Origin of the sequence: Paenibacillus artemisiicola, from assembly GCF_017652985.1 — a bacterium.
Classification (GTDB): domain Bacteria; phylum Bacillota; class Bacilli; order Paenibacillales; family Paenibacillaceae; genus Paenibacillus_Z; species Paenibacillus_Z artemisiicola.
The window spans coordinates 363,828-389,217 of sequence record NZ_JAGGDJ010000001.1 but is presented as its reverse complement, the minus strand read 5'-3'; the positions used below and the strand labels follow the sequence as shown (position 1 = coordinate 389,217).

24 protein-coding genes are annotated in these 25,390 nt (G+C 64.1%); 2 read left to right on the top strand and 22 right to left on the bottom strand.

From position 1 onward, the window contains the following. Positions 1–318: 318 nt before the first annotated feature. The 16 genes from I8J29_RS01715 to I8J29_RS01640 all read right to left on the bottom strand — a co-directional run bounded on the left by I8J29_RS01715 (position 319) and on the right by I8J29_RS01640 (position 16,767). Positions 319–1,665 (bottom strand): sulfatase family protein, encoded by a 1,347-nt coding sequence (locus I8J29_RS01715; RefSeq protein WP_208845853.1) that lies wholly within the window; start codon positions 1,663–1,665, stop codon positions 319–321. Positions 1,666–1,693: 28 nt separating this feature from the next. Further along, positions 1,694–3,169, bottom strand: coding sequence for an ABC transporter substrate-binding protein (locus tag I8J29_RS01710; RefSeq protein WP_208845852.1), 1,476 nt, complete (start codon positions 3,167–3,169; stop codon positions 1,694–1,696). Between the two features lie 138 nt (positions 3,170–3,307). Further along, entirely contained in the window at positions 3,308–4,201 is an 894-nt protein-coding gene (locus tag I8J29_RS01705) for a carbohydrate ABC transporter permease (RefSeq protein WP_208845851.1), read from the bottom strand. A gap of 12 nt (positions 4,202–4,213) precedes the next feature. Next, complete coding sequence (locus I8J29_RS01700; RefSeq protein WP_208845850.1) at positions 4,214–5,149, bottom strand: carbohydrate ABC transporter permease; 936 nt, start codon at positions 5,147–5,149, stop codon at positions 4,214–4,216. 5 nt (positions 5,150–5,154) lie between these two features. Further along, the gene (locus tag I8J29_RS01695) at positions 5,155–6,138 is read right to left on the bottom strand and encodes a LacI family DNA-binding transcriptional regulator (RefSeq protein WP_208845849.1); all 984 of its coding nucleotides are present in this window, start codon (positions 6,136–6,138) and stop codon (positions 5,155–5,157) included. 276 nt (positions 6,139–6,414) lie between these two features. After that, complete coding sequence (locus I8J29_RS01690) at positions 6,415–7,317, bottom strand: response regulator (protein WP_208845848.1); 903 nt, start codon at positions 7,315–7,317, stop codon at positions 6,415–6,417. A 3-nt stretch (positions 7,318–7,320) separates the two neighbouring features. After that, complete coding sequence (locus I8J29_RS01685; RefSeq protein WP_208845847.1) at positions 7,321–8,580, bottom strand: ATP-binding protein; 1,260 nt, start codon at positions 8,578–8,580, stop codon at positions 7,321–7,323. A gap of 148 nt (positions 8,581–8,728) precedes the next feature. Beyond that, positions 8,729–9,379 (bottom strand): amino acid ABC transporter permease, encoded by a 651-nt coding sequence (locus I8J29_RS01680; RefSeq protein WP_208845846.1) that lies wholly within the window; start codon positions 9,377–9,379, stop codon positions 8,729–8,731. A 63-nt stretch (positions 9,380–9,442) separates the two neighbouring features. Beyond that, positions 9,443–10,096, bottom strand: a complete 654-nt coding sequence (locus I8J29_RS01675; RefSeq protein ID WP_208845845.1) for an amino acid ABC transporter permease — start codon at positions 10,094–10,096, stop codon at positions 9,443–9,445. 80 nt (positions 10,097–10,176) lie between these two features. Next, positions 10,177–11,070 carry a transporter substrate-binding domain-containing protein gene (locus I8J29_RS01670; protein WP_208845844.1) on the bottom strand — a complete coding sequence of 298 codons (894 nt, stop codon included), beginning with the start codon at positions 11,068–11,070 and terminating at the stop codon, positions 10,177–10,179. Between the two features lie 93 nt (positions 11,071–11,163). Continuing rightward, entirely contained in the window at positions 11,164–11,892 is a 729-nt protein-coding gene (locus I8J29_RS01665) for an amino acid ABC transporter ATP-binding protein (protein WP_208845843.1), read from the bottom strand. 375 nt (positions 11,893–12,267) lie between these two features. Further along, entirely contained in the window at positions 12,268–13,182 is a 915-nt protein-coding gene (locus I8J29_RS01660; protein ID WP_240545815.1) for an aldo/keto reductase, read from the bottom strand. 109 nt (positions 13,183–13,291) lie between these two features. Beyond that, positions 13,292–14,272: an aldo/keto reductase gene (locus I8J29_RS01655; RefSeq protein WP_090636658.1), complete on the bottom strand. Its 981-nt coding sequence runs from the start codon at positions 14,270–14,272 to the stop codon at positions 13,292–13,294. A gap of 436 nt (positions 14,273–14,708) precedes the next feature. Continuing rightward, complete coding sequence (locus tag I8J29_RS01650) at positions 14,709–15,605, bottom strand: L,D-transpeptidase family protein (RefSeq protein ID WP_208845842.1); 897 nt, start codon at positions 15,603–15,605, stop codon at positions 14,709–14,711. A 298-nt stretch (positions 15,606–15,903) separates the two neighbouring features. Next, positions 15,904–16,305, bottom strand: coding sequence for a YkvA family protein (locus I8J29_RS01645; protein WP_240545814.1), 402 nt, complete (start codon positions 16,303–16,305; stop codon positions 15,904–15,906). Positions 16,306–16,401: 96 nt separating this feature from the next. Next, a complete protein-coding gene (locus tag I8J29_RS01640) occupies positions 16,402–16,767 on the bottom strand; it encodes a hypothetical protein (RefSeq protein ID WP_208845840.1) in 366 nt (121 codons plus the stop codon). Positions 16,768–17,094: 327 nt separating this feature from the next. Here I8J29_RS01640 and I8J29_RS01635 point away from each other — a divergent pair, with 327 nt between their 5' ends. Further along, complete coding sequence (locus I8J29_RS01635) at positions 17,095–17,796, top strand: C40 family peptidase (RefSeq protein ID WP_240545813.1); 702 nt, start codon at positions 17,095–17,097, stop codon at positions 17,794–17,796. A gap of 159 nt (positions 17,797–17,955) precedes the next feature. On the opposite strand, the gene I8J29_RS01630 is transcribed toward I8J29_RS01635, so the two are convergent. The 4 genes from I8J29_RS01630 to I8J29_RS01615 all read right to left on the bottom strand — a co-directional run bounded on the left by I8J29_RS01630 (position 17,956) and on the right by I8J29_RS01615 (position 21,251). Then, complete coding sequence (locus tag I8J29_RS01630; protein ID WP_208845839.1) at positions 17,956–18,339, bottom strand: YciI family protein; 384 nt, start codon at positions 18,337–18,339, stop codon at positions 17,956–17,958. A gap of 181 nt (positions 18,340–18,520) precedes the next feature. Then, positions 18,521–19,204: an acetyltransferase gene (locus I8J29_RS01625; protein ID WP_208845838.1), complete on the bottom strand. Its 684-nt coding sequence runs from the start codon at positions 19,202–19,204 to the stop codon at positions 18,521–18,523. Further along, positions 19,201–20,334, bottom strand: coding sequence for a DegT/DnrJ/EryC1/StrS family aminotransferase (locus I8J29_RS01620; RefSeq protein ID WP_208845837.1), 1,134 nt, complete (start codon positions 20,332–20,334; stop codon positions 19,201–19,203). Before I8J29_RS01620 ends, I8J29_RS01625 begins: the two co-directional genes overlap by 4 nt. A gap of 53 nt (positions 20,335–20,387) precedes the next feature. After that, positions 20,388–21,251, bottom strand: a complete 864-nt coding sequence (locus I8J29_RS01615) for a glycosyltransferase family 2 protein (protein ID WP_208845836.1) — start codon at positions 21,249–21,251, stop codon at positions 20,388–20,390. A 185-nt stretch (positions 21,252–21,436) separates the two neighbouring features. Between I8J29_RS01615 and I8J29_RS01610 the strand changes: the two genes are divergently transcribed. Then, positions 21,437–22,996: a glycosyltransferase family A protein gene (locus tag I8J29_RS01610; RefSeq protein ID WP_208845835.1), complete on the top strand. Its 1,560-nt coding sequence runs from the start codon at positions 21,437–21,439 to the stop codon at positions 22,994–22,996. Positions 22,997–23,162: 166 nt separating this feature from the next. Here I8J29_RS01610 and I8J29_RS01605 read toward each other — a convergent pair whose 3' ends face one another. After that, positions 23,163–24,677 carry a collagen-like domain-containing protein gene (locus tag I8J29_RS01605; RefSeq protein WP_208845834.1) on the bottom strand — a complete coding sequence of 505 codons (1,515 nt, stop codon included), beginning with the start codon at positions 24,675–24,677 and terminating at the stop codon, positions 23,163–23,165. A 122-nt stretch (positions 24,678–24,799) separates the two neighbouring features. Continuing rightward, the gene (locus I8J29_RS01600; RefSeq protein WP_208845833.1) at positions 24,800–25,153 is read right to left on the bottom strand and encodes a hypothetical protein; all 354 of its coding nucleotides are present in this window, start codon (positions 25,151–25,153) and stop codon (positions 24,800–24,802) included. Positions 25,154–25,390: the final 237 nt, after the last annotated feature.

The following is a 25,390-nucleotide window of genomic DNA, read 5'->3' as shown; positions in this document are numbered from 1 at the left end:
GAATGCGCACCGGTTGTGCCGTTCGTAGCTACACTATAATACGAATCGTCCCCATTGAAGTAATACATAGTTTTCAGAGGAGCAATAGATGCCGTCTATGACCACTCGGCAGGCATATCGCGCGTGCGCACCAAGGCCGCGAATACGGAAAAAAGCCGCCTCGTTTTCGGATGAAAACGGGACGGCTAACGGCGAGCTATACGGCTTAATAGAGTCACATTCATAAGTGAAAGGCGGCGGTCGACTCTGCTTAATAAGTAATTCATGTAGTTAAATCATTAAATGGACGGCGATGAAATGACCGGCCGGCATCCGTGACTAAACCTCGCGGAGCGCGACGCGGCGCTGGCCGGAAGGCTTGCGTTCCGCCGGCTCGATCGCGGGCGTCGTCCCTTCGACCTCGCGGATGCGTTCCAGCAGCCGCGCGCGCAGCACCGCGGCCACGTCGTCGTACCGGTCCAAGCCGATCAAGTTGGTAAGCTCATGGGGATCGGCCTCCAGGTCGTACAGGAACTCTTCCGCGTACGTATCCGACGCCGCGTCGGTCCAGCCGTTCTTGCCGGGCGCCGAGACGCTGTATTTCCAGCGCGCCGTGCGGAGCGCGCGGCCGACTTGCGACTCGCTGATCTGCACGAACACGTCGTTCGGCGCGCCGCCGTCTTCGTTCCGCAGCGACGCGAGCAGCGAGCGTCCTTCCATCTCGCCGGGCACGGGAATCGCCGCCGCGTCGAGCAAGGTCGGCGGCAGATCGACGAGGCTGACGAGCCGCTTCAGCCGGCCTCCGCCGTCGAAGCCGGGGCCGACGATCGCCGTCGGGACGCGGATCGAGCTGTCATGGCAGGAGCGTTTGTATTCCGCGTTGCGGGTTTTGAAATGGCAGCCGTGGTCCGAGGTGAAGAGCACGACCGTGTTGTCGGCCAAGCCGAGACTCCGCAGCGCGTCGAGGAGCCGGCCGAGCGCCTCGTCCAGCCGCTTGACCATGCCGTAGTAGCCGCCGAGATGCTGCGCCGAGGTGCCGCCGAGCGCGGCCAAGTCCGGGGGCGTCCATCTGCCCGCGTACCTCTCCTCATACCCGGTCGGCGCGGGATAATTGTCGAGATGGTTCTGGTGATGCGGCTCGATATAGGACAAGAAGAGGAAGAACGGATCGTCCTTGTTCCGGTCGACGTACCGGATCGCCGCGTCCGTGAGCGCGTCGGCCCGATAGCCCGGCAGCTTCACCGGGTTGCCGTCGTTGTCGTACATGACGGTATCGTAGCTGTCCGACGAGAATTCCAGCACGTTGGACGCCAGCCAATAATCGTAGCCGCCGCGCTTGCCGGGCGGCACCGGTTCTTCGTCCGCGAGATGCCACTTGCCGATGTAGCCGGTCCGGTAGCCGGCCCCGGCGAAATGCTCCGCCAGCGTGCGGTGCTCCGTTCCGAGCGGAATGCCGTTGCGGAAGGAACCCGTCGTCGTGGCGTGCTTGCCGGTCTGCAAGCACGACCTCGCAGGGCCGCATACCGGCTGGCACGTGAACGAGTACGCCGCGTGCGTGCCCTCCCGCGCCATCCGGTCGAAGTTCGGCGTCAGCCCGAGCGGATTGCCGTGCGCGCCGGTCGTGTCCCAGCGCTGCTGGTCCGTGAAAAATACGATGATGTTCGGTCGCTGCCCATTCGTCGTCATAAGCTTCTCCCTTCGCGGCCGATCGCCGCTACTTTTTCGTGCCGTAGCCGTTCGCTTCGTTCCAGCCCTGCGACTGCTTCAGCGCGTCCGCTTCCTGCTTCGCCACCGCGTTCATCTTGGCGATGAAGTCGTCCAAGGACATCGACCCGTCAAGATACAGCTGGCCGTCCTTGCCGAACGTATCGTACAGATTCTTGCTGAACGCCGGTCCGAACAGGTTCATCTTGAACGGCTCGTTGACGGCCAGAAACGGCTTGATGTTGTCGGGAAACTCGGCATCCTTCAGCACCGGCGCCCGGTACAGCCGTTCGGCGATTTGCTTCTGGACGGTCGGCGAGGTGAGGTACATCAGAAAATCGATCGCCCCCGCCTTCTTCTCCGCCGAGATCGATTTCGGCATCACGTAGACGCCGTCCGGATTGCCGGAAGCGACCTCGTAATATTTGCCTTCGGCCATGGGGTGATTCTCCTTCGTCAGGTACGGCACGCGCATGACGCCGTAATTCATCCCCTCCAGCTGCTTCACGAAATCCGGCGGGGCCAGCGTCATCGCGGCGTCGCCGCGCAGGAACATCTCGTTCGCGTCATCGAGCGTGATGCCGTTGAAGCCTTTGGGCCAATACTTGGTCCAATCCTTGAGAATCGGGAAGACGTCCTTCCACGGTTCCTTGCCGAAGTCGAGCGTGCCGCCGTCGATCGCCGCGACGATCTCGTTGGAGCCGATCAGCTTGTTGCCGTCGAGATCCATCCCCGGGACGAGCTGTTCCACCGTCTGGTCGGACAAATATCGCAGCATCCAGTCGGGCCTGTCCCCGCCCTGCTTGGCGAAGCCGATGGCCATCGGCGCGACGCCCGCCTGCCGCAGCCGCTCCTGCGCGTCCAGAAACTGGTTCCATGTCTCCGGCAGCGCCGTGACGCCGGCTTGATCGAACAGATCCTTGTTGTAGAACATCCGGATCGTTCCCGAATACGTCGGAACCCCCGCGACCTTGTCCGTGCCGGGCACGAACATGTTGGCCATGACGGTATCGGAGAGCGAGCTCCGCCAATCCGCTCCGCCGGCGTACGGATTCGGCTGCGCCAGATCGCCGGTCAGCTCGGTCACGAGCCCTTTGCCGAAATCCTCCTGCGACCAGAGATACTTCGATTGGAACAAATCCGGCGCATTGTCCCCGATGAGCTGGGTCGTGACCCAGGTTCGCTGCGCGGTCCCGTCGTCGCCCCAATTGGCGAGCGTCAGCTTCACTTCGGCTTTCGCGTTCGGATCGGCGTTGTACGCCTTGACCAGGTCCTCGTAGACCTTGTTGTCTTCCTCGATTTTGCTCTTGCTCGTCGTGAACGAGAGGACGACCTTCGCGTTCCCGGCGCCGCCTCCCTTCCCGTCCGCTTGGCCTCCGGCCGCCGGATCGTCCGCGTTCCCATTCCCGTCCCCGTTCGAGCAGCCCGCGAGCAGCGCGAAGCCGAGCGCCAGCGCCGCCGGCGCGTTCATGCGTTTCCATGTCATGGTTGTTTCTCTCCTATCGTACAAAATGATCGTGCGCCTGCCTACCGCGAATTCTTCGTCCGCGGCTTCCGCGAGGACGGAAGCCGGAAGGATTCATCACCTCCGGAACGTAATCAGCCGCCGTTTGCGGAGGCCGTTTCAGCCTTTGATCGCCCCCGACGTCAGACCCGAGACGAACGGCTTCGTCGCGAACAGGAACAGCACGAGAAACGGCAGCGACGCGAACACGTAGCCGGCAAGCTGCAAGCCCGTTCCCTGCTCGACCGTGCCCGAGACGGTGCCCAGCACGAGAATGACCGGCTTCAGCTTCTCGTCCGAGATGATCACGAGCGGCCAAATGTAATTGTTCCAGCCGCTGATCGCCGTCAGAATGCCGACCACGGACAACGCCGGCTTGGCGAGCGGCAGCGCGATCCGGCTGAAGATCCGCCACGGACCGGCACCGTCCAGCTGCGCCGACTCGAGCAAGCCGGCCGGCAGCCCGGCGAGGAATTCACGGATCAGCAACGTGCCCATCGCGGAGCCGACCGCGGCGGGCGGGAAAATCTGGCCGGCATACGAATCGAGCATGCCCAACGACTTCACCAACACGAACTGCGGAACGAGCAGCAGGAAGCCCGGGATCATCATGAGCATGACGACGAGCGTGTACAGCAGCCCCTTTCCGGGAAATTCGTAGGCGGCGAACGAGAACGCGGCCATGGACGACAGGACGAGCACGGCGGCCGTGATGCCGGCGGTCACGACGATCGAATTGGCCATGTACGGCAGCAGGTAACCGGCGGCGGTGCCGTAATTATCAACGTAGAAATGCGCGGGCCAGCCCCAAAAATGCTTATAGATATCCATGCGGTGCTTCCATGAATTGATCAGCGTCATGTAGAACGGCAGCAAGGTGGCGGCGAGCAGGAACGCGAGCGCGGCGTATTGGATAACGGCTCCGAGCGCGAAGGCTTGGGATTTGGGCCGGTTCGCTTTCGCCGAGTTCAGCTTTACTTTCGATACGTTGGCATGCGACTGGTTCGCTTTCATCGCGTCTCCCTCCTACCCCGGCGTCTCGCCCGATTTGAACAGCTTTTGCAGCGCCTGCGTGACCAGCAAAATGCCGGCGAAGAGCAGCATCCCGAGCGCCGACGCGTAGCCCATCTCGTTGTAGGTGAACGCGCGGTCGTACAAGTACAGCGCGGGCGTCAGCGACGATTCGCCGGGACCGCCGCCGGTCAAGACGAGCGGAAGCTCGAAATTTTGCAACTGCCCGATGACGACCAGCAGGGCGACGAGGCGGAGTTGCCCGCGGATCAGCGGCAGCTCGAGGTAGCGGAACCGCTGCCAGACGCTCATGCCGTCCAGGCTGCCGCTCTCGAAGAGCTCGGCCGGAATGTTCAGCAGCCCCGCCAGATAGATCAGGAAGTAGATGCCGCCGATCCATGGGAAATTGTAGAACAGGAGCGCCCATAGCGAGGTGCCGCTTTCGCCCAGCCAGGCATGCGTCCAGCCTTCCAGGCCGACCAGCTCCAGCAGGCCGTTCAAAATGCCGTTCCGGCTCGCGTACACCCACGTCCAGATTTTGATGACGACGAGCGTCGGCACGATCAGCGGCACGATGAACAGCACGCGCGCCCATTCCGCCAGCCGCTTGCGCTTGACGTGAAAGACGAGCGCGGCGGCAAGCAGCGGCAGCGTGAGCGTCTCGGCCAGCGCGCCGGCGGTCAGCGCGAGCGCATGGCCGATCGAGCGCCGGAACGACTCGTCGTGCAGGGCCTTCGCGTAATTCGCGAAGCCGACGAAGCGGTCGACGTTGGCTCCGTTCCAATCGAAAAACGACTTCTGCACGGCAACGACAAGCGGCCCGTATTTGAACGTGGCGAGCACCGCGAAGATCGGAAGGAGGAAAAAATACGCATGGCGGACGCGCCATAGTTTGCGGAGCAAGCCGGGCTTGCGCGGGCGAGCGCCGGCGCCCTGCGTCATGTCGGCCATCCCGGTCACGCTCCTTTCGTCGACGCGCGCACGATGAGGCGCGCCGGCAGCAGCCGTTGAATGCTCGCGTAGTCGGTCTGGCGCAGCAGCTCGCCGAACGCCGCCACGGCCGTTCGGCCGATGTCCGCGATCGGCTGGTGCACTGTCGTCATCGGCGGGTTCATGAGCGGGGAGACGTCGTAGTCGCCGAAGCCCGCGACCGCGACGTCCGCCGGCACGCGAAGTCCGAGCTCCCCCAGCGCGGCGCTAACGGCCAAGGTGCCGCGGTAAGTCGAGCAGAACACCGCCGTCGGCCGCGCGTCGTGCAGCAGCTTCCGGACCGTGTCCTTCACGGGCTCGCGCCGCGGATTCAGCTCCTGCGCCCAGCCGGGATCGGCCTCGATGCCCGCCTCGCGGAGGGCATCCCGGTAACCGCCGGCCCGGTCGGCGTCGCACGGGTGGGCGATGGGCGGATGCAGCAGCGCGATCCGCCGGTGGCCGAGCGCGAGCAGATGCCGCACGGCCTGGCGGCAGCCGTCGGCGTTGTCGACGTCGACCCAGGACACGTCGCTGTCCGGATAGGACGCGGCTACGACCACGTGGGGCAGACGGGCCGCGACGAGCGCGTCCGGCAGCGGCGACCGCAGCGGCGGGTTGATCGCGATCAAGCCCTTCAGCCCGTTGGACCGGCAAAAATGAGCCGCCGCGCCGGCATCCCGGAACGTTCTGTCCTGGTAGGGCACGAGCATCAGATATAGTCCAGCGGCGTAGGCTTGCTCCATGATGCCGTTCATGAGCTCCCCCATGTACTCCGGGAACGACACGTCCGGCGTCACGATGCCGGCCGTCTCCTGCCGGTTGGCAACGACGGCCGGCCGGAAGCCGTGATCGTTCATGAACCGGATCACGTTCTCCCGCGTCTCTTCGTTGACGTCGGGCCTGTTGTTGAGAATGCGGCTGACGGTCGATACCGACACGCCGCACATCTCGGCGATTTTGCGAATGTTCATCTCCGGGCTCTCTCCTCCTTCGGCCGATCGCGGTATCGTTCCGGTACAGTACCGGAAAACGCAAAAAGGAGACAGCGCGTGAATCGCGTGTCTCCGGTCGGCCGGTCAACGGGTATGTAGCTGATAATTCCAAGTTCTTTACTGTGGTTTATTCTAGCAATCGAACCGACGCCCGTCAAGCGCGAATTCGAGATAACGGGAGAAGCCCGGCTATAATCGGATCGCGCTCGCCGAAGAGTCCTTGCGCTCGCGATTGCGCTTGCGCTGCTGCCGTTGTCATTGCGCGCCGTTCAGCTTGTCGAGGGTCTCCAGGTAGAACACCTGCACAAACTTCTTGATGTTCACCTTCGGCTTCTCCTGCGGCGCCTGCTCGTCGATCTCCTTCATCTTGAGCCGCACGTCGCGAAAATCGAAATAGAGCGGCGCGTAATGCTCGAACTTCGGATGGCCGTAATCCGTCAGCCCGATGCTGGCGAGGTTGGTCAGCGCGGCGAGGACGGCGCGGCGGACGCGCTGCTCGACCGCCCTCCCTTCCTTCTCGGCGTCGGCGCCGTTCGGATTGCCCGCGCGGATGCACGCTTCGTACAGCGACTTCAGCGGCGGAAGTCCGCCTCCGCGATGATGGCGCAGCAAGTATTCCGTCATGGCGGCGATATCCCCGCTGCCGCTCTCGCCGACGATCCCGAGGTCCATCAGGATCGTCCGCATGACCTCGCGCGCGCCCGGCTTCTTCCGCTCGCCCGCCGCTTCCGGATCGAGCCGGTCGAGCTTCGCGATCGACTGCTTGATTTCGTTCAAGTAGCGCGCCATCCGCCACTGCTCGCTCACCTTGCCGAGCACCGCCTCGATCTCGACCCGGTTGATCGGCTTCTGGATATAAAATTCGATGCCTGCCTGGTACGCCTTGCTGATCATGTCCTTGTTCTCGATCTGGGAGATCATGACGTACCGGCCTTCGTAGCCCGCCTTCTTGAGGCCCGCGATCGTCTCGAGGCCGTCCTGGTCCGGCATGAGCAGGTCGATCAGCACGACGTCGGGCCGCTCGTCGAGGATGAGCTGCGCGCCTTCGGTGCCGCCGGCCGCCGTCCCGACCACCTCGCCGACCCCGCCCTTCTCGATGATCGTCTGGAGCATCCGCCTGCTAACCGCGTCGTCGTCGATGATGCAAAACGTCGGCATGGCTTATCCCCCTTTCTTCAACCGCTCCGTCGGAAACGCCGCCGCGAACGTCGTCAAGGCGTCCTTCCCCGTCGTCAGCAGGCGCAGGCTGCCCTCGAACGAACCGACGATGTCGCGCACGTGCGACAGGCCGATGCCGGTCGCCGCCGTTCCTTCCTGGTTGAATTTGGTCGTAAACCCGGGCTCGAACACGAGGTCCTTGTCCTGCTCGGCGATGCCCGTTCCGGTATCCGCGACCGTGAAAACGGTCTCGCTCCCCCGTTCGTAGACGTTGAAACGCACGGTGCCGCGCGCTTCGATCGCTTCGGCCGCGTTGGCCGCCAGGTTGTTCAGCACCGTCAGGAGGGGAATGTAGTGGCGGGTCGGATAATCGGCGCGGACCTCCGTTTCCATGCGAATGTCCTTCTCCAGCATCCGGGCGTAGTTGCCGTTCGACTTCGCGACGAGGCCGACGATCTCCGCGAGCGTCATCTCGGCGGCGCGGTCGAGGTCGACCAGCTTGGTCAGCCCCGCCAAAATGCGCTGCGAGTCCTTTTTCACCTCGTGGATTTGCTGCGTGAGTTCGAGGACGGCCCGGCCGTGCGCCCGCAGCCCTTCCTCGTTCAGGCGTTCGTACAGATCGTGGCTCTTGGCGGTGATCTGCTCGATGACGTCCATCGACTTGCGCAGGTAGAACGCTTCGCCGTACAGCCCGCTGCCGACGCCGATCATCTGCTCGAGCCGCTTCTGCTGCTCGGCCTGCACGACGCGCATCTGGTTCACCGCGATGCTGCTGTAGATGCCGACCGTAAAATAGCACCGCACCGCCGCGATCAAGGAAATGACGCCGATCTGGTCGGCGCGGAATACGGGCAGGCCGAAGGCGAGGCTCCGCGACAGGAGCTCGGTCTCGTTGGAGACGATGTCGATCAGCGTCGCGCACGCCCCGAGAATGAGCGGATCCAGCTGTTTCAGCCGGCTTTGCATAAGCGCCATGCCCGCCCCGAAGACGACGTAATACAGCATCGCGGAGAAATGAGCGTGCAGGCTGCCCGGCAGCGAGAAGTCCGCGCCCTCGGCCGCGCCGTCGAGCGTGACCCGAAACAGCAGCACCGTCACTCCGACGGCGATCCCCGTTCTGCGGAACGGCAGATGGCGCATGAAGAGCAGCAAGAACAGAAAGGCGCTGCTGCCGAGCCCGATGCGGAACAGGTCGCCGCTGAACGGGTTGATCTTGAATTCGCCCGCCACCGCGACGACGACGGCGAGGACGGCGATCTGCATGTTTTCGGTTTTGGATCCGTATGGCTTCTCGATAGCGATAGGCACCCACTCCCATGAGCCCTGCCCGGCGGCGCGGCCGGAGGCGCCCGCGAACGCGGCGCCCTTCGGAATCCGGGCTAGCCCGCGGCACGCCGTTCCCCGGAAGGCGTCAGACGCGTTTGTTCTCGAGCCGACGCGCCGCGATCGACAAGGCGTAATTCACCGCGAAATACAGCACGGCAACCACCGCGAGCACCGGGACGGTATAGTCGTACTGCTGGGCGATGACGATTTTCGCGTTATGCATGAGCTCCGGCAGCGAGATGACGATGGCGAGCGACGTGTCCTTCAGGAGCGAGATGAATTGGCTCACGAGCGGCGGCACCATGGCCCGAAGCCCTTGCGGCAGCACGATGTGCCGGATCGTCTGCGATCGCGTGAGCCCCGACGAGCGCGCGGCTTCGATCTGGCCCTTCGGGACGGCGTTCAATCCGCTGCGCACGACTTCCGAAATCATGGCCGCTTCGAAGACCGTCAAGCCGACGATCGCCGCGCCGGTGACGCTCAGCTTGATGCCCACGTCGGGCATGGCGAAATACGTGAAGAATAGAATGAGCAGCAGCGGCAGGTTGCGGACGATCTCGACGACCGCGCCGATCGCCGGCGAGATAACCGGAATGCGCATATAGCGCAGCGTCCCGGCGATGCCGCCGAGCGCGAAGCTCGCGACGATCGCGACGAAGGCGACCCAAAGCGTCATGCCGAAGCCTTTGAGGATAAAGATGAGATTATGGTAGGCGAATGCGCCGGCGATGTCCATCCTTCGATCCTCCTAATATCGGAATTGACGGGCTTGGCGGACCCGCGCCCGTTCGCGGAAATGCTAGCCGTTTCGCGCCCAGCGGCGTTCCAGCCGGAGCGCCGCCCAGCTGAGCGGCAGCGTCAGGACGAGGTAGAGCGCCGCGACGAACAGGTACGTGTCGAACGTGGCGTACGTCTTGCTCGCCACTTGATCGCCGTAGTACATCAGGTCGAAGCCGGCGAACACGCCGAGCACCGATGAATTCTTAACCAGGTTAATGAACTGGTTGCTGAGCGGCGGAATGACGATCTTGATCGCCTGCGGCAGCACAACGTGGCGCATCGTCTGCACGTAGCTCATGCCCGAGGCCCTGGCCGCTTCCGACTGGCCGGCCGGCACGCTCAGGATGCCCGCGCGGATCGCTTCGGCGACGAAGGACGCCGTATACACGGTCAGGCCGATCGTGCCGCAGGCGAACCCGCTCAGCGTCACCCCCAGCGTCGGCAGCCCGTAGTAGAACGCGAAGACGACGAGCAGGATCGGAATGTTGCGAATAAACTCGACGAAAGCGGTCCCCGCCCACCGCAGCGGCTTGACGGCCGAGATGCGGAAGACGGCCGCGACCGTCCCGAGCGCGAAGCTCCCGAGCAGGGCGATGACGCTCGATAGGACGGTGTTGCCGAAGCCTTTCATGTATAACCCGAAATGGTCCGTGAAAATCGACAGATCCGGCATCGTATCCCTCCCTCCACCCGAATCGGGCAAGCGCGAAGCGCGCCGGCGCCAAGGCCGGTCGCGCTTCGCGCTTGCTTACGTTAGTTGGCCGCCGGCGTCTCGCCGATCCATTTCTCGTAAATCTCCTTGTACGCGCCGCTGTCGTTCAGCTTCTTCAGCCCGGCGTTGACGGCGTCCAGGAGCGCGGTTTCGCCCTTCTTAATCGCGATGCCGTACGGCTCGTCGGTGAACGGCTCGCCGACGACCTCGTAGTTCGGATCCTGCGCGGCCATGCCGTACAGAATCGCGTTGTCGGTCGTCAGCGTGTCGCCTTGGCCGGCCTTGAGGGCGCTGAACGCGTCCTGGTAGTTGTCGAATTCCAGCACGGTCGCGTCGGGCGCCTTCTCCTTGATGTTGTCCACGGACGTCGAGCCCTTGACGGCCAGCACCTTCGTGCCTTTCTTGATATCGCCGATGGTCTTGATCGGACTGCCCTTCTTCACGAGCAGCGATTGGCCCGCCTTGAAGTACACGTCCGAGAAGTCGACTTCCTTCTTCCGTTCCTCCGTTATCGTCATCGTGGCGACGATCATGTCGATGTCGCCGTTGTTGAGCATCGGGATGCGGGTCTTCGACGTGACTTCCTTCAGCTCGATCTTCGTCTCGTCCCCGACGATTTCCTTCGCGAGCGCCTTGGCGATGTCGACGTCGAAGCCTTCAACGCTGCCGCTCGCGGGGTCCTTCAGGCCGAACAGCTTCGTATCGAACTTGACCCCGACGACGAGCTTGCCGCGGCTCTTGACGGCGTCGAGCGCCGACGATCCCGCCGCCTGGTCGCCGCCGGCGTTTCCGGCCGCGTCTCCGCTCGCCGCGTTGCCGTTCGATGCGCCGTTGGATCCGGCGTTCGTGTCGTTCTTCGCGCCGCAGCCGGTAAGCGCGATCGCCGCGATCAACGTCGTCAGGACGCAGGCAAACAGCCATTTTCTTGGTTTCATCTTTCCTATCCCCTCTCCATGATTGAACGTGAACGGAATCTGGTGACGTGCGCGGGCAGGCATGCCGCGGACCCCGCGAACGGCGCGGACCGGCTAATGATGAAGCACCCGGTTAAGAAACGCGCGCGCCCGCTCTTCCCTTGGTTGCTCGAAGAAGACCTCCGGCGGGGACACCTCCAGGATGCGCCCGTGGTCCATGAACACGACGCGGTCCGCCACCTCGCGGGCGAATCCCATCTCGTGCGTGACGACGACCATGGTCATCCCTTCCCGCGCCAGCGCCTTCATGACGTCCAGCACTTCGCCGACCATCTCGGGATCGAGCGCGGACGTCGGCTCGTCGAAGAGCATGATCTTCGGCTTCATCGCGAGTCCCCGCGCGATGGCGACGCGCTGCTGCTGGCCGCCGGACAATTGCGCCGGATACCGGTCCGCCATGTCTCCGATGCCGACCTTCTCCAGGTACTGCCTCGCCGTCGCCTCCGCTTCCGCCCGCGGCTGCCCGAGCACCTTCATCGGCGCGAGCGAGACGTTGCCCAAGGCGGTCTTGTGAGGGTACAGGTTAAAATGCTGAAACACCATGCCGATGTCCCGCCGCAGCCGGTTGATGTCGGTCCCCTTGTCGCCGAGCTTGACGTCGAGCACGGTCAAGCTGCCGCTCGAGATCGTTTCCAGCCGGTTGATGCACCGGAGCAGCGTGCTCTTCCCCGACCCCGACGGGCCCACGACCACGACGACCTCGCCCGGCTCGACGCGAAGCTCGATGCCCTTCAGCACATGAAAGTCGCCGAAATGCTTGTCGACTTGCTCGAACGCAATCATCGAACCTCCTCCTTTCCGCCCTTGCCGCGGCTTGCCCGGCCGATGGACGAGTCATGTCAAGTAAAATCACGCGATGTTAGGTCCACGATACGGCCCTCCTACGCGATCCGACCGAATCCTACGGAAAATCATGAAAAAAACCGCACGCGGGCGGCAATTCCGACGTTAAATTCGATGCGGCCGGCCGTCTCGCGGCGAATGAAGCACGGCCGGCAACGCGCCGAGAACCCGGCGGCAACCCGGCGGCAACCCGGCGGCAACCGGAACGGCTCGTCCGAGAAGCGGCGAAAACAGAAAAAATCCGCCCGAACGGGCGGATTGGCGATGCGATCAATTTGTTAGGAAGCGCTAGCGAATTAAAACGGTACGCCGGTCTTACGCTTTGGGCTGCTGGCCCGCGGCGCTCAGGCGCTGCTTCGCTTCTTCGTACACGTCCGCGGCAAGCGGCCCTCTCTCCGCGATGCGGATGTTCTCGGCCAGATGCTCGGGATTCTTCGTGCCGACGATCGTCGTCGTCAGCTGAGGATGGCTGAGCGTGAACCGCAGGATGAAGCCGGTCCGGCTCTCGCCTTCGTCCAGCAGCTCGTCGAGTTTCGCCTGCTCCCAGAAGGTCCAGCGGTCCTGGTTGCCGAGGCCGTGCCCCGGCTCGCCGCGTCCGACGCCGCCGCGAATGATCGTGCCGGCCCCGGCTTGCGCCGCCTTGGCGATCAGGTTCTCGTGATCCCGCTCGAGCGCGGAATACGGAATTTGGAACGAATCGAAGACGCCGGTATCGATGTACGCCGGCAGATGCGGCAGCGTCGAGGAGATGCCGATCCAGCGCGCCTTACCCGATGCCTGGATCTCCTTCAGCACGTCGATCAGGCTGCCTTCCTCCGTCTGGTCCAGCGTCGGATTATGCAGCTGCAGCAGGTCGACGTAGTCCGTTTTCATCCGGCTCAGGCTCACGTCGATGTTCCGGAGCAGGTTGTCCCGCGTCCACACGTGCGGCGTATCGTCATGATCGCCCGCGTTCACGACCGTGCAGCCGCATTTGGTCGCGAGGACGTATTCGCTCCGGCGCTTGCTGATGAAGCGGCCGATGTATTCCTCGCTCAGTCCGTAGTCGTAGGACGTATCGATGAAATTGATGCCGGCGTCGAGGACGGCGTTCAGAATCCGGTCCGCTTCCCCGTCCGCGACGGGACGGCCGCCCCAAATGCGCGGCCCGCGGATTTCCATCGCGCCGAAGCCCAGCCGGGTGATCTCGAGGCCGGTCCGGCCGAGGGTCGATGTTTGCAGCGTTGCCATAGGAATGCCTCCTTTTAAATCTGTATCGTACGATATCGAATCGCTTGCCGTGCATCGCTCGGACGATGACCTTCGCAAGGTTAGCGTTTAAATCGTCGAGGACGTTCCGTTACCACGCGTAAGCTTTCGGCGCTTCGCCGCCCGGCCCCGGGAAAATCTCGTCGAGCCGCTTTAGCGTCTCGTCCGACAGCGCGATGTCGACGACGCGCAGCGTATCTTGGAACTGCGCCAGCGTACGCGGCCCGATGATCGGCGCCGTCATGGCCGGATGCGCGAGCGTCCACGCCAGCGCGACGTTGGCTTCGCTCTCGCCGAGCTCGCGGCACAGGCTGGCGAACTGCTCGAGCTTGCTCCGGTGCGCGTCGACCCGCTCCTGCGAACGCGTGCTGCGCGAGCCGCCGGACGCCTTGAGCGCGTTGCCGCCCAGCAGGCCGCCGTCCAGCGGACTCCAGGCGATGACGCCGATGCCTTGATCCTGCGCGGCCGGGAGCACTTCAAGCTCCGGCAGCCGGCACAGCAGGCTGAATTTATGCTGCTCGGACACGAGGCCGAGATGATGTCTCGCTTTCGCTTCGTACTGCGCCTTCACCAGATCGCGGCCGGCGAAATTGCTGGCGCCGACGTAGCCGATCTTGCCTTGGTTGATCTGGACCTGGAAGGCTTCCCACAGCTCGTCCCAGCCGACGTTGCGGTCGACGTGGTGCATCTGGTAGAGCTCGACGTGGTCCGTGTTCAACCGGCGGAGCGAGCCTTCCAGATGGCGGCGGATTTTGTAGGCGGACAGCCCGTTCGTCATGTTGGGCCCGTCCAAGGCGTCGTCCATGTTGCTGTGCACCTTGGTGGCGAGGACGACCTTCTCCCGGCGGCCTCCGCCCTGCGCGAACCAGCGGCCGATGATCTCCTCGGTTCTTCCCCGATTGCCCTGGCCGCCGTATACGTTGGCCGTGTCGAAGAAATTGACGCCCGCGTCCAAGGCGGCGTCCATGATCCGGAACGATTCCTGCTCGTCCGTTTCGGGGCCGAAATTCATCGTGCCCAGGCATAATTTGCTGACCTTCAAGCCGGACTTTCCCAAATAGGTGTACTTCATCCGCGATGCCTCCTATTCGTGATTCGATTCCTCCGGTTCGTCCCGGAGATCCGTGCGACAGGTGCGACGAACAGCTTCGTTCGGCTCGGACGGACGGCGGCGCCGGCTGAAAAAAGCGCTTTCGCGTTCAGCAGCGCTTCGGTCGCCCGCCCGCGAGTTGCCACTATCCATTATAGAGAACCTGTCCCGGCGCGAGAAGAAGTGAAATAATTGTTACTTACTTACCCGAACCGAACCGCTTGCGCGGAAATCCAACCGCGGAGCGCGGGAACACGCGGCGAAGTACGCGGAATCATGCGGCGGAGAGCGCGGCGAAGAACGGCAAAGAGGCGGCCGTTAACCGGCCGCCTCCCCGCTTGCGGACATGGCCGCCCGAGCGGCCGATAGCCCCTTGACGCTCTCCTCCGGCTGCGCGCGAGGCTTGCGCCGCGGGTATTCAGAATGCGACGGCTTTCGCGGTCAGACGAATTTCCTTCGCCCGTCCGTCCCAGCTCACGTCGTACCCGATCAGCTCGGAGATGCCGCGGACCGGCAGCAGCACGGCGTTCGACGCGACGAGGGACGGCGCGATGGACATCGTCCTGCCGTCGACGGTCACCGAGCCCGTCTGCGGGACATGCGTGATCGTCCGGCCGCCGATGACGGCGGTGACGGTCTTCGTCTTGCCGTCCCACGCGACGCTCGCCCCCAGCAGCTCGAACAGCTCCCGCATCGGGACGAAGACGCGCGAGTCGGCGACGATGACGTCGCGGCTCAGCGTCCGCGCCCGGCCGTTCAGCGACAGCTTGCCCTCGTAATGCTGCCAGACCGGATAATCGTGCTTGGCCGCGATCTCGGCGAACGTATGCCCGGACGACGTGATGACGACCTTCGTCCCGAGCTCGATTTGCGGGAACAACCAATGAATCGCGTCGTTGTTCATCCGGATGCAGCCCGCGCTGACGTAGTGTCCGATCGACTTCGGATTGTTGTTGCCGTGAATCGCGTACGTCGTGCCGTACGTGCCGTCGACTTCGAGCCCCAACCAGCGGTCGCCGAGCGGATTGCGGGGATCCCCGCCGGGCACGTGATCCTTGTAATACGGCCGGTTCTTGATCTTGTTCACGATCGGGAAGATGCCCTCGGGCGTCAGGTCCGGCGTTCTGCCCGTGCCGACGGGGAACGTCTTGACCAGCGCGCCGTTCTCGAAAAAGGCCAATTCGTTCGTCTGCTTGTTCACGATGATCAACTGGTTCTTCGCTGCCGCCGCGCTCGCCGGCGCCGCAAACAGGACGCTCCACAGCAGCAATCCGGCGATCGCGGCGAGACCGGCTTTCCAATGAATTCGTTTCATGCTCGTGCTTGACAACCTCGCTTTCGGTTCGAATAGAAAGTCCATGACTCACTATATGAACCGAGAGAAGCGTCTTTGCCATGCCGGTCGCGGATTTGGAGCAATCTTTAGCAGGCGCCTAGGACCGAGCGGCAGGCTCGGATCCCCTCGAGACGCGCATGCGGAACGGAGGCGCAAGACGATGCCGAGCCATTGCCTCGCGTATGCAGGCGCATAGTAGGCGAACGCGACGAAGGCAGCCGGATTCCCGGCTGCCTTCGTATCTTCGATAGGTTCCGCCATGCGCGGCGTCTGCCGATCAGCCGCCCATCAAGCGGTAGAACAACCATAACGCGATGCCGCAAGCGGCCGCCAGCCAGGCCAACACGACGAGGAGGCCGGCGAACCAATTTTTCGGCTTCCTCTTCCCCGCCGCCAAGCGCTCGTCCGCCTTCGTTCGCGCGGCTTCAAGCACCGGGTCGGGCATCATGCGCAGGGCCAGCATCACGCCGAGCGGAATCAAGATCACGTCGTCCAAATAGCCCGGCACCGGAATGAAATCCGGAATCAAGTCCACGGGGCTGAACGCATACGCGACCACGCACGCGGAAACCAGTTTCGCAAGCCAAGGCGCGCGCTCGTCGCGATACGCGTAATAGAGCACGAATACTTGCCGTTTCAGCCGTTTGGCCCAAGCCTTCAACCGTGCCGCCACGCGCATCTCTCCCCGAACGGAATGCCTCGCATTCAGAAGTATAGCAGAGACATGGCGGCAGCGGGACCGGAATCTTGGAAGCTCCGTGCCGGCCGCGGCTGCTCAGCCGCCTTCCGGATCCGTTCCCGCGCGCTCCCCGCCTTGTTCGGGCTCGCCGGCCGGATCTACGGCGGGCTCGGCTTCCAGCAGCTCGAACGAATGGATGAACTCTTGGATAATCGCGTCGGTCGCCTTCAGCTCCCCGCTGATGATCGGCTTGATCGTGTCGTATTCCGGTTGGTTCAGCTGCTGCAGCAGCGTCGAACGCCTCACCTGCAGCCGCTCGAGGAACGCGATCGCCCGCCCCCGGCGGAACGTCTGCGCGCTCTGGAACCGGTGCTTGCCCCGTTCGTCATGCTCGGGTCCCCGATGCCCGCGATGATCGCGGTGGTCATGCGGCCCTCTAGGGCCATGCCGGCCATCTCGCATGTTCATTCCTCCTCATCTCGTATACAATCGTATACAACAATTCTTGTATACAAATGTATGCCTATTGCCAACGAATGTCAAGCGCCGCTTCCCCTTGGCGATCGGTTCCATCGGAGATTGATTGGTGAAATTATGTAGGCTTGAGCGTTTGTTTCCTGTCAAGGAATGATTTCTTAATTTTTCTCATGAAGTTCTAATAAATGGGGATTTCTCCAGCGCGGGCGTCAGCTTCATCCTTCGCAGGTAAATGGTGGCAAGCCTGGCTATGGTAGAGTAGGGACAAGCAAGGATTCCATCCCACGATACATAAGGAGGCCATCTACGACCATGCGTCTTAAGAAACACCTTGGAAAATCGGCGGCTGTCATCACGTTAAGCCTGGGCCTGGCCCTGTCCGCGATCGGCGGATTCGCGTCGCCCGCGTCGGCATCGCCCGTCGCGACGGCAACGGTCAAGAAAGGCGTCAACTTCCGCTCCGGCCAGAGCACGAGCGCTTCGATCATCGGCTTCGTCAAAGCCGGAACCGTGCTTCCCGTGGAAGCGGCGAACAACTATTGGGTGCTCGTCGACTATAACGGCCGCACCGGCTACGTGTCCCGTTCGTACGTCACGGTCCATGAATCCGGCAAGCCGCAGCCGAATCCGGGCAGCGGCGCTTCGGGCAGCGCCATCGTCAACACGGCGAAATCGTACATCGGCAAAGTGAGATACGTCTTCGGGGAACGCGATCAGAAGCGGCTCGTTTTCGACTGCTCCTCGTTCACGCAATACGTGTTCCAGCTGAACGGCAAATCGATTCCGTGGGGCTCGAAAGCCCAGGCCAAGATCGGCTCGTACGTGTCGCGCAGCCAGCTGAAGGCCGGCGATCTCGTCTTCTTCAGCGTCAGCAAGCCGGGGCAAATCAACCACGTCGGCATTTACATGGGCAACGGCCAGTTCATCAACAACCTGCCGGGCGAAGGCGTCGTCGTCTCGGATTTCAACAGCTCGTACTGGAAGAGCCATTATATCCGCGGCCAGCGCGTCTAACGCGCGCTGCCGATCGGCACGGCGCGAGCGTTCCTTGCCGGGCGCGCCATGACCGCATCGCGAAAAAAGACCCCAAGCCGGACACGACGGATCGTGTCCGCTTGCGGGTCTTTTTCGCGCTTCCCGTGAGCCGGATGCCTGCGGCTGTTTCCGAGATTCCTACCGCTGAGGATCTCTCCGCTCGAAATAATGGACGGGCCGGACCTCAAGCCCCCAGCCGAACGTCTCGCCCTCGGCCAGCCGCACGGCGGGATGCAGCGACGCGATCCGGACGGCTTCGTCCAGGTCCTCCGCTTCGACGAAGAACGCGCTGCCGATCATCTCCTTCGATTCGATGAACGGACCGTCGGTCACGACCGTCTTGCCTTCCGTCCGCCTGACGGATTTGCCGGCGGCCCCCAATCCGGCGTCGAGGAAGACCCGTCCGGTGCCGTACAGCTCCTCGAGATGCGGCCCGCATTGGGCCATGACCGCTTCGATCTCCGCCTTCGGGCGGGCGTCCATCGCTTCGCGATCGAGGTAACCTAAGCATACGAATAGCATGATTCATTCTCCTTTGGCGAAATGAATTCGGATCGGCGCTCTTGCGCTTCCATAAGTACGACGAACGGCCGGCGGCCGAATCGACGGGACGGACATAAAAAAATCGCCCCTGCGTGCACGTATCCCGATTATACCCGAACCCGCGCCAAAAAGCCGCGATTGCCGCGGCTTTCATCCCTTCCTATTCCGGTCGCTCCGCTTCCTCGCGGTCCAGCCGTTTCTTCACGGCCGCCGGCACGCCGGCCGCCATCGTCCGCTCGGGCACGTCGTCCTTGACGAAGGCGCCGCCCCCGACGACGGACCATCGGCCGATGCGCCGCTTCTCCCGGACCGAAGCGCCGATGCCGACGTAGGCGCCCTCGCCGACGAAGACGTTGCCGGCAAGCCGGACGCCGGGCGCGATCGTGGCATACGCTTCGATCACCGCGTCATGGCTGATGCTCGCGCACCGGTTAACGATGACGTGCTCCCCGATCGCGACGTTGCCGGACACGCTGCAGCCCTCGAAAATCACGCTGCCGTCGCCGATCCGCGTTCGCCGGTTGACCGCGGCCCGCGGATGGATCAGCGGCGGCGCAGCGCGGAAGCCGGCGCGGACCGTCTCCTCGGCGAACCGCCGCTTGAGCGCCGGATCGCCGACGCCCGCGCAGACGAGCAGCGCCTCGTCCCGCAGCGCTTCGATGTCCGCCAGCGTCCCGAGAATCGGCAAGCCCTCGACGATCGCGCCTTTCGCTTCCGGCCGCTCGTCCAGGAAGCCGAGGACGGACGCGCCGAGCTCCTCGCACAGCCACAGCGTCTCGCGCGCATGACCGCCCGCCCCCCAGATCACGATGCCGCCGCGAGGGAAGGTCCCGTTATCGCTCATGACGCCGTTTCCTCGCCCATGCCGCGAAGCGCCTCCACGACCGCGCGGACGACTGCCTCGTCCATCTCCTCCCACAGCGGCAGGCTGACGATGCGCGCGGCGACGCGTTCGGTGACGTCCAGCGCGCCGCGCGGGTCGTCCCGGAACTGCGGCTGCTGGTGGCAAGCCGGCGAGAAGTACGCGCGGGCCTCGATCGAGCGCCGCGCAAGCGCCGCGACGACGTCTTGGCTGCGCATGCCATCGGGAGCCAGAACCGGGATGAATTGCGGCGCCACGCTGCCCGCCAGCCGCTGCATCGCCCAGCCGTCCGCGAAGAGTCCCGCCTCCGCCAGCAGCTTCGCGTACAGGCCGAGAAGGTCCCGTCTCGCCGCTTGCTTCGCCGGATACGCGTCGAGCGTCGCGAGCGCGATGGCGGCGGTGTACTCGGACATTTTGCCGTTCAAGCCCCGAAGGACGGACTCGCGGGCGCCGGAAAAGCCGAAATTGCCGGCCTGCCGGATGCGCCGGGCGAGCACCGGATTCGCGCTGTATACGAGGCCGCCTTCGCCGACGCCGAAGGACTTCGTGGCGTGGAAGCTGAAGACGACCGCGCCTTCGAAGCCTTGGCCGAAGTGCGCGCCGGACTCCGTCGTGCCGAAGCTGGCGGCGGCGTCCACGACGACCGGAATGCCGCGCCGCAGCAGCGCCTTGTACGGCGCCAAGTCGATGGCCGTGCCGAAAGGCGCGTACGGCACGACGACCGCCGCCCGGTCGCCCAGCCGGTCGACGGCCTCCGCCAGCCGCGTCCGGTCCAATTGCCATGTATCCGGCTCGATGTCGATATAATACGGCGTCAGGCCGCACCACTTGGCGGCGAGCGGCGTGGCGGCGAACGTGAAGCTCGGCATGATCGCGAACTCCCCGCCCGGCCGGCGGCTCTGGTCGATCGCGAGCATGAGTCCGACCGTCGCGTTGTGCATCGTCACGGCGCCGCCGGTTCCTCCGAACAGGCGGTCGCGGACGCGCTCCTCGAACAGACCGTTCAGCGGGCCGTAATTGGAATAGATCCGCGAAGCTTCGATTTGCTCCAGGTAAGGCAGATACGATTCTTTCTTGACCAGATTCGGCCTTAGGAACGGGATGTCGAACATAGCCAGCCTTCTTTCCGTATCGCTTCGTTCGCCGTCTGACCAAGCCGGCGCGTTCAGTCCAATTCGCGCAAGATCTCCCCGGCGCGCGCGGCGTCTTCGCCGAAGGCGGCGCTGCCTCGGATCCGCCCGAGGAACGCCTCGAGGGCGGACCGGTACGCGGCGTCGTCCCGCAGGAATCCGTTCGCCCGCGCGGCGACCGCGAGGTCCAGCCATTCGGCGAACGCCGTGCGTCCGAGCGTCTGGTTGTTTTGGTTCGGATGCAGGCGAAAATAACTGAGCGCTTCCGGCATGTATACGGCCCGGCCTTTGCCCAGCAGATGGAGCCAGGCGGCCATGTCGTTCAGCAGCGTATACTGCTTCCCCCCGAAGACGCCGAATTTGTCGGCGAGATCGGCTTTCCGGAACAGCACGGTCGTCGGCTCGCCGATGACGTTCAAGCACCGCGACATGGCATAGTCGGCCAGCGCTTGGCCTGCCATGATCCGGCTCTCGCCGTACAGCCTGGCCGTCGCCTGAAGCGGCGGAAGCGCCTGGCCGGCCGCATTGATCGTCTGCCGGTAGGACGTCACGAGCGCGATGTCGCCGAAGTCCCGGTAAAAGCGCAGCATCCGCTCGAGCTTCTCCGGATGGAACACATCGTCGTCCATTAAGTAATTGATATAATCGCCCTTCGCCAAATCGAAGCCCTTATGCCAATTGCCCACGAACAGATTGCGCTCGTTCCGGTAATAACGGACGCGGGAATCTGCCCGGAGATAGTCGCCGATCATCTCCTGCACGCCGTCGTTCGAGCTGTCGTCGCAGATGACGACCTCGAGATTCGCGTGCGTCTGCCCGAGCGCGCTGTCGAGGGCGATCCGCAGCGTATGCGGCCGGTTGTAGGCGGGAATGACGACGCTGACAAGCGGATTCTCCACGCGGTGCCCTGCCTTTCTATCGCCTTCGGCGAACGATTGAATAGAGTTGGTTATTCATATGCGATTTTCCGCGGGAAGGTTCGGCGGCCAAGCGTCCATTCGCGGTGACCCTCGCATCGGCGGGGACATACATATAATAGAAACGCAGCCTTCGAGGCTCGGACTGCCGAAAAAGGAGAGTGCCCATGCCTTCACCTTCGCCTTCAACTTCAATAGAGAATACGCCTTTGCTGACGGCCCATCTGTTCGCCGCCGGGACGACGGCCGAGGATGACCGGCGGCTGCAGCGTCTTATCGAGCGATTGGCCGAACGCCATATCGTCGCGAAACGATACGAAGCGGAACGGCCGTTAGCGGGCGCCGGGCCTCGAGCCCCCCGCGTCTACGCGTCGATCGGCGAGGACTGGCGGGAATTCCCCGCGCTTGCCGCGCTGCCGATTCACGAGAAGCGGCGGTGGCTCCACTTTCGGACGCCGGACGAAGTCGGGCCCGACCAGCTGTTTTACTGCTGGCTGAAGGCCACCGATCCGCTGCCCGAAAACCGCCCGATCCCGACGACTCGGTTCGCTTCCGATACGCCGCTCGTCTCCGTGTTCACCGCGGCTTACCGGTCGGAGGAGAAGATCCGCCGTCCCTACGAGTCCCTCCTGAAGCAAACGTACGCGAACTGGGAATGGGTCATCGTGGACGATTCGGGCGACGGCGACGAGACGTACCGGGAGCATCTGCTGCCGCTTGCCGATCCCCGCGTCCGCCGGTACCGGCAGGACGAGCGCAGCGGCTATATCGGCGCGATTAAGCGGTATGCGGCCGGCCTGTGCGCGGGCGAAATTCTCGTCGAAGTCGACCACGACGACGAGCTGCAGCCGGACTGCCTGGCGAAGCTCGTCGAGGCGTTCCGACGGCATCCCGACTGCGGCTTCGCGTACGGGGACTGCGCCGAGGTCTACGACGAGACGCTGCGCGCGCATTGGTACGGCTGGGATTGCGGGTTCGGCTACAGCCTGCATTACCGGGTATGGCTGCGCGGCATGAACCGGTGGCAGAACGTTCAGAAGCATTCCACGATGAACGCGAGCACGCTGCGCCACCTCGTCGGCTTGCCGAACCATCCGCGGGCGTGGACGCGGGAGTGCTACCATCTGGCCGGCGGCCATCGGAGCGAGCTGCTCGTCGCCGACGATTACGATTTGCTCGTGCGCACGTTCTTGTGCACCCGCTTCGTCGCCGTGCCCGACTTGCTCTACGTCCAGTACCGCAACGCGAGCAGCGGCAATACGACCTTCCGGCGCAACAAGCAGATTCAGGTGCTCGTCAAGGAGCTGAACCGGACGTACGAGCCGCGCATCGCGGCACGTCTGCGGCAACTCGGCATCCCCGAGCGGCTGTTCCCGTATCGCAGAGTATGGCAAATGCCGGCGGACGATCCGGCGCGGCTGACCGCGCACGCCGCGGACGAAGACGGCTCCCGGTCCGCGATCCTGTTCCCCCTTCCGTATTCCGAACCGGATGCGGGCCATCCCGAGCTGGTCCGGGAACTGGAGAAAGGACTCGGCACCGGCTTTGCGAATACGCAAATCGTCGTCGTCGGCCGCATTCCCGACTGGCTGGAAGGCTTCGCCGCCCAAGCGCCGACGGGTGCAGTCCGATGGTGGCCGATGGAGCCGGCGGACGACATCGAGACGTGCATCCGCTATGCCGCGATGATCGCGTCCTGCAAGGAGAAGATCGTCATCATGCCTTGAGCCGGGTCGGCCGCGCCGGCGTGCATAAGCCGAATAACCCCGCGGGAGCGGGGTTGTTCGCGTTATACGATTTGAATAGGACGGAAGCAAAAACAGCTCGGCGGTTCCATCGAACCGCCGAGCCGTTCCGTATTGCCAAAATGAATAATCGTGAAACCGCCGTACGTTACGGTCCTGCAGGACCTTGGTCGCCTTGCGCGCCCGTCGCGCCCTGAGGTCCTTGGTCGCCCTGCGCACCGGTTACGCCTTGCGGTCCTTGGTCGCCCTGCGGACCGACGTCGCCTTGGTCGCCTTGGTCGCCCTGTACGCCTTGCGGTCCGGCCGCGCCTTGCGCGCCCGTAGCTCCCTGCGGTCCTTGGTCGCCCTGCGGACCGACGTCGCCTTGGTCGCCTTGGTCGCCTTGATCGCCCTGTACGCCTTGCGGTCCGGCTGCGCCCTGCACGCCCGCAGCTCCTTGCGGTCCTTGGTCGCCCTGCGGACCGGCGTCGCCTTGGTCGCCTTGGTCGCCTTGCGGCCCTACTGCGCCTTGCGGTCCGGCCGCGCCCTGCACGCCCGTAGCTCCTTGCGGTCCTTGGTCGCCCTGCGGACCGGCGTCGCCTTGGTCGCCTTGATCGCCTTGGTCGCCTTGCGGCCCAACTGCGCCTTGCGGTCCGGCCGCGCCTTGCGCGCCCGCGGCTCCCTGCGGTCCGACGTTGCCTTGGTCGCCTTGGTCGCCTTGGTCGCCTTGGTCGCCTTGGTCGCCCTGTACGCCTTGCGGTCCGGGCGCGCCTTGCGGTCCTACTGCGCCTTGCGGTCCGGCCGCGCCTTGCGCTCCCGCGGTTCCTTGAGGCCCTTGGTCACCCTGAGGACCGGCGTCGCCTTGATCGCCTTGCGCGCCGGAGCCCTGCGGTCCTTGCGCGCCCTGCGGACCTTGGTCGCCCTGCGGTCCAGGCGCTCCGGTACCTTGCGGTCCTTGGTCGCCGGCCGGCCCTTGGTCGCCCTGAGGTCCGGCGTCGCCCTGATCGCCTTGCGGACCTGCCTCGCCTTGCGCGCCGGAGCCCTGCGGTCCTTGCGCGCCTTGCGCGCCCTGCGGACCCTGGTCGCCCTGCGGACCCGGCGCCCCGGTGCCTTGCGGCCCTTGGTCGCCGGACGGCCCTTGGTCGCCCTGCGGTCCGGCGTCGCCCTGCGGTCCAGGCGCTCCGGTACCCTGCGGTCCTTGGCTGCCTTGCGGTCCCGCGGTTCCTTGAGGACCGCTCGTTCCCTGCGTGCCTTGAAGCCCTTGGAGTCCTTGAAGTCCTTGCATGCCTTGCGGGCCTTGCGGGCCTGCGGGGCCTTGAACGCCGCTGATGGCGGAGCCGAGCAGCTCGCCGGATACAAACCGGTGCGCAGCAACCAACTGGCCGGCCCCATCCTTGCCCCAGAGCGAGATTTGGATATTGTTCGCGCCCAAACCGCTCGTGGTGAACACGAATTCGATCGCGCTGAGCCCCGCATAATACGACTTGGTCACGACGCCGTTCGGTCCGATCGAAACCAATTCCTGTACGTACAACGTGCGCGTCGAAGTCAAAAAATAGCCTTCGATCAGCACGAAACCGGTGTTCGCGTTGTCACGGTTGTCCACTTTGATCGTAACCAGCTGCGTCGGCGAAACGCCGTTTACGGGATCGTTCGCGATCGGACCCGTAGATAAGATCGCCATGCGTCGTTACCTCCTTTCTTCGAATGAAAATCGGCGGCAGCGGGATCGTCCCGATCCGCCGTCCGCCTTGCTTTGCTTGCCGTTGCCGCCGGACGGCCGGGCGCCCGTCCGGCAGGAGGGAGTCAGCGCTGCAAGCCTTCGGCCGCCGCCAAACGGACGGCGGTGACGACCGCGCCGCTCGCGCTGACGCCCATCAGCGCGGCTTCGACGCCGACTTGGCCCGGACCGGTGACGTCCAGCACGAATTCGAAGGCGGCAAGGCCCGCGAAATACCGCTTGACCGCATGCTCATTCGGAGCAAGCACGATCTGCTCGAGGACGTACAGCGTTCTCGAACCGGTCAGATAGTAGCCCTGTATCAGCACCGTCGCCGCTCCGGAAGCGCCGCGGTTCACCAGATGGATCGCCGCCTGCTGGCTGATGCCGAGTCCGGCCGTCGGACTGTTGTCGATCGGTCCCGTCGAGATGATTGCCACGAAGCCGACACCTCCCTTCCCCTCTATCCCTCTAGGTACATCGTCCCTTGCCCCGTTAATCGGACTGCGGGCCGAGCTAGAGTTCCTTATACTCTATGAACGCGCCGCTAGAGCGGCCTGTTCGAACGCCCTGTTTTCATCGCCTTTTCATAGAGAAACGGAAAAGCGCGCCCAAAAACGCCGAAAAAGACAGCGGCCGCGGCCGCTGTCCGGTTTCGATGGGGCGAATATGATGCC

Excerpts from the sequence above, each read along its gene's own strand:
- I8J29_RS01660 (WP_240545815.1), bottom strand. The coding sequence starts at position 13,182 with ATGGCAACGCTGCAAACATCGACCCTCGGCCGGACCGGCCTCGAGATC.
- I8J29_RS01610 (WP_208845835.1), top strand. The coding sequence starts at position 21,437 with ATGCCTTCACCTTCGCCTTCAACTTCAATAGAGAATACGCCTTTGCTG.
- I8J29_RS01650 (WP_208845842.1), bottom strand. The coding sequence starts at position 15,605 with ATGAAACGAATTCATTGGAAAGCCGGTCTCGCCGCGATCGCCGGATTG.
- I8J29_RS01695 (WP_208845849.1), bottom strand. The coding sequence starts at position 6,138 with ATGAACATTCGCAAAATCGCCGAGATGTGCGGCGTGTCGGTATCGACC.
- I8J29_RS01670 (WP_208845844.1), bottom strand. The coding sequence starts at position 11,070 with ATGAAACCAAGAAAATGGCTGTTTGCCTGCGTCCTGACGACGTTGATC.
- I8J29_RS01645 (WP_240545814.1), bottom strand. The coding sequence starts at position 16,305 with ATGCGCGTGGCGGCACGGTTGAAGGCTTGGGCCAAACGGCTGAAACGG.
- I8J29_RS01700 (WP_208845850.1), bottom strand. The coding sequence starts at position 5,149 with ATGGCCGACATGACGCAGGGCGCCGGCGCTCGCCCGCGCAAGCCCGGC.
- I8J29_RS01655 (WP_090636658.1), bottom strand. The coding sequence starts at position 14,272 with ATGAAGTACACCTATTTGGGAAAGTCCGGCTTGAAGGTCAGCAAATTA.
- I8J29_RS01630 (WP_208845839.1), bottom strand. The coding sequence starts at position 18,339 with ATGCTATTCGTATGCTTAGGTTACCTCGATCGCGAAGCGATGGACGCC.
- I8J29_RS01640 (WP_208845840.1), bottom strand. The coding sequence starts at position 16,767 with ATGCGAGATGGCCGGCATGGCCCTAGAGGGCCGCATGACCACCGCGAT.
- I8J29_RS01715 (WP_208845853.1), bottom strand. The coding sequence starts at position 1,665 with ATGACGACGAATGGGCAGCGACCGAACATCATCGTATTTTTCACGGAC.
- I8J29_RS01605 (WP_208845834.1), bottom strand. The coding sequence starts at position 24,677 with ATGGCGATCTTATCTACGGGTCCGATCGCGAACGATCCCGTAAACGGC.
- I8J29_RS01685 (WP_208845847.1), bottom strand. The coding sequence starts at position 8,580 with ATGCAGATCGCCGTCCTCGCCGTCGTCGTCGCGGTGGCGGGCGAATTC.
- I8J29_RS01705 (WP_208845851.1), bottom strand. The coding sequence starts at position 4,201 with ATGAAAGCGAACCAGTCGCATGCCAACGTATCGAAAGTAAAGCTGAAC.
- I8J29_RS01710 (WP_208845852.1), bottom strand. The coding sequence starts at position 3,169 with ATGACATGGAAACGCATGAACGCGCCGGCGGCGCTGGCGCTCGGCTTC.
- I8J29_RS01680 (WP_208845846.1), bottom strand. The coding sequence starts at position 9,379 with ATGGACATCGCCGGCGCATTCGCCTACCATAATCTCATCTTTATCCTC.
- I8J29_RS01665 (WP_208845843.1), bottom strand. The coding sequence starts at position 11,892 with ATGATTGCGTTCGAGCAAGTCGACAAGCATTTCGGCGACTTTCATGTG.
- I8J29_RS01690 (WP_208845848.1), bottom strand. The coding sequence starts at position 7,317 with ATGCCGACGTTTTGCATCATCGACGACGACGCGGTTAGCAGGCGGATG.
- I8J29_RS01620 (WP_208845837.1), bottom strand. The coding sequence starts at position 20,334 with ATGTTCGACATCCCGTTCCTAAGGCCGAATCTGGTCAAGAAAGAATCG.
- I8J29_RS01625 (WP_208845838.1), bottom strand. The coding sequence starts at position 19,204 with ATGAGCGATAACGGGACCTTCCCTCGCGGCGGCATCGTGATCTGGGGG.
- I8J29_RS01675 (WP_208845845.1), bottom strand. The coding sequence starts at position 10,096 with ATGCCGGATCTGTCGATTTTCACGGACCATTTCGGGTTATACATGAAA.
- I8J29_RS01635 (WP_240545813.1), top strand. The coding sequence starts at position 17,095 with ATGCGTCTTAAGAAACACCTTGGAAAATCGGCGGCTGTCATCACGTTA.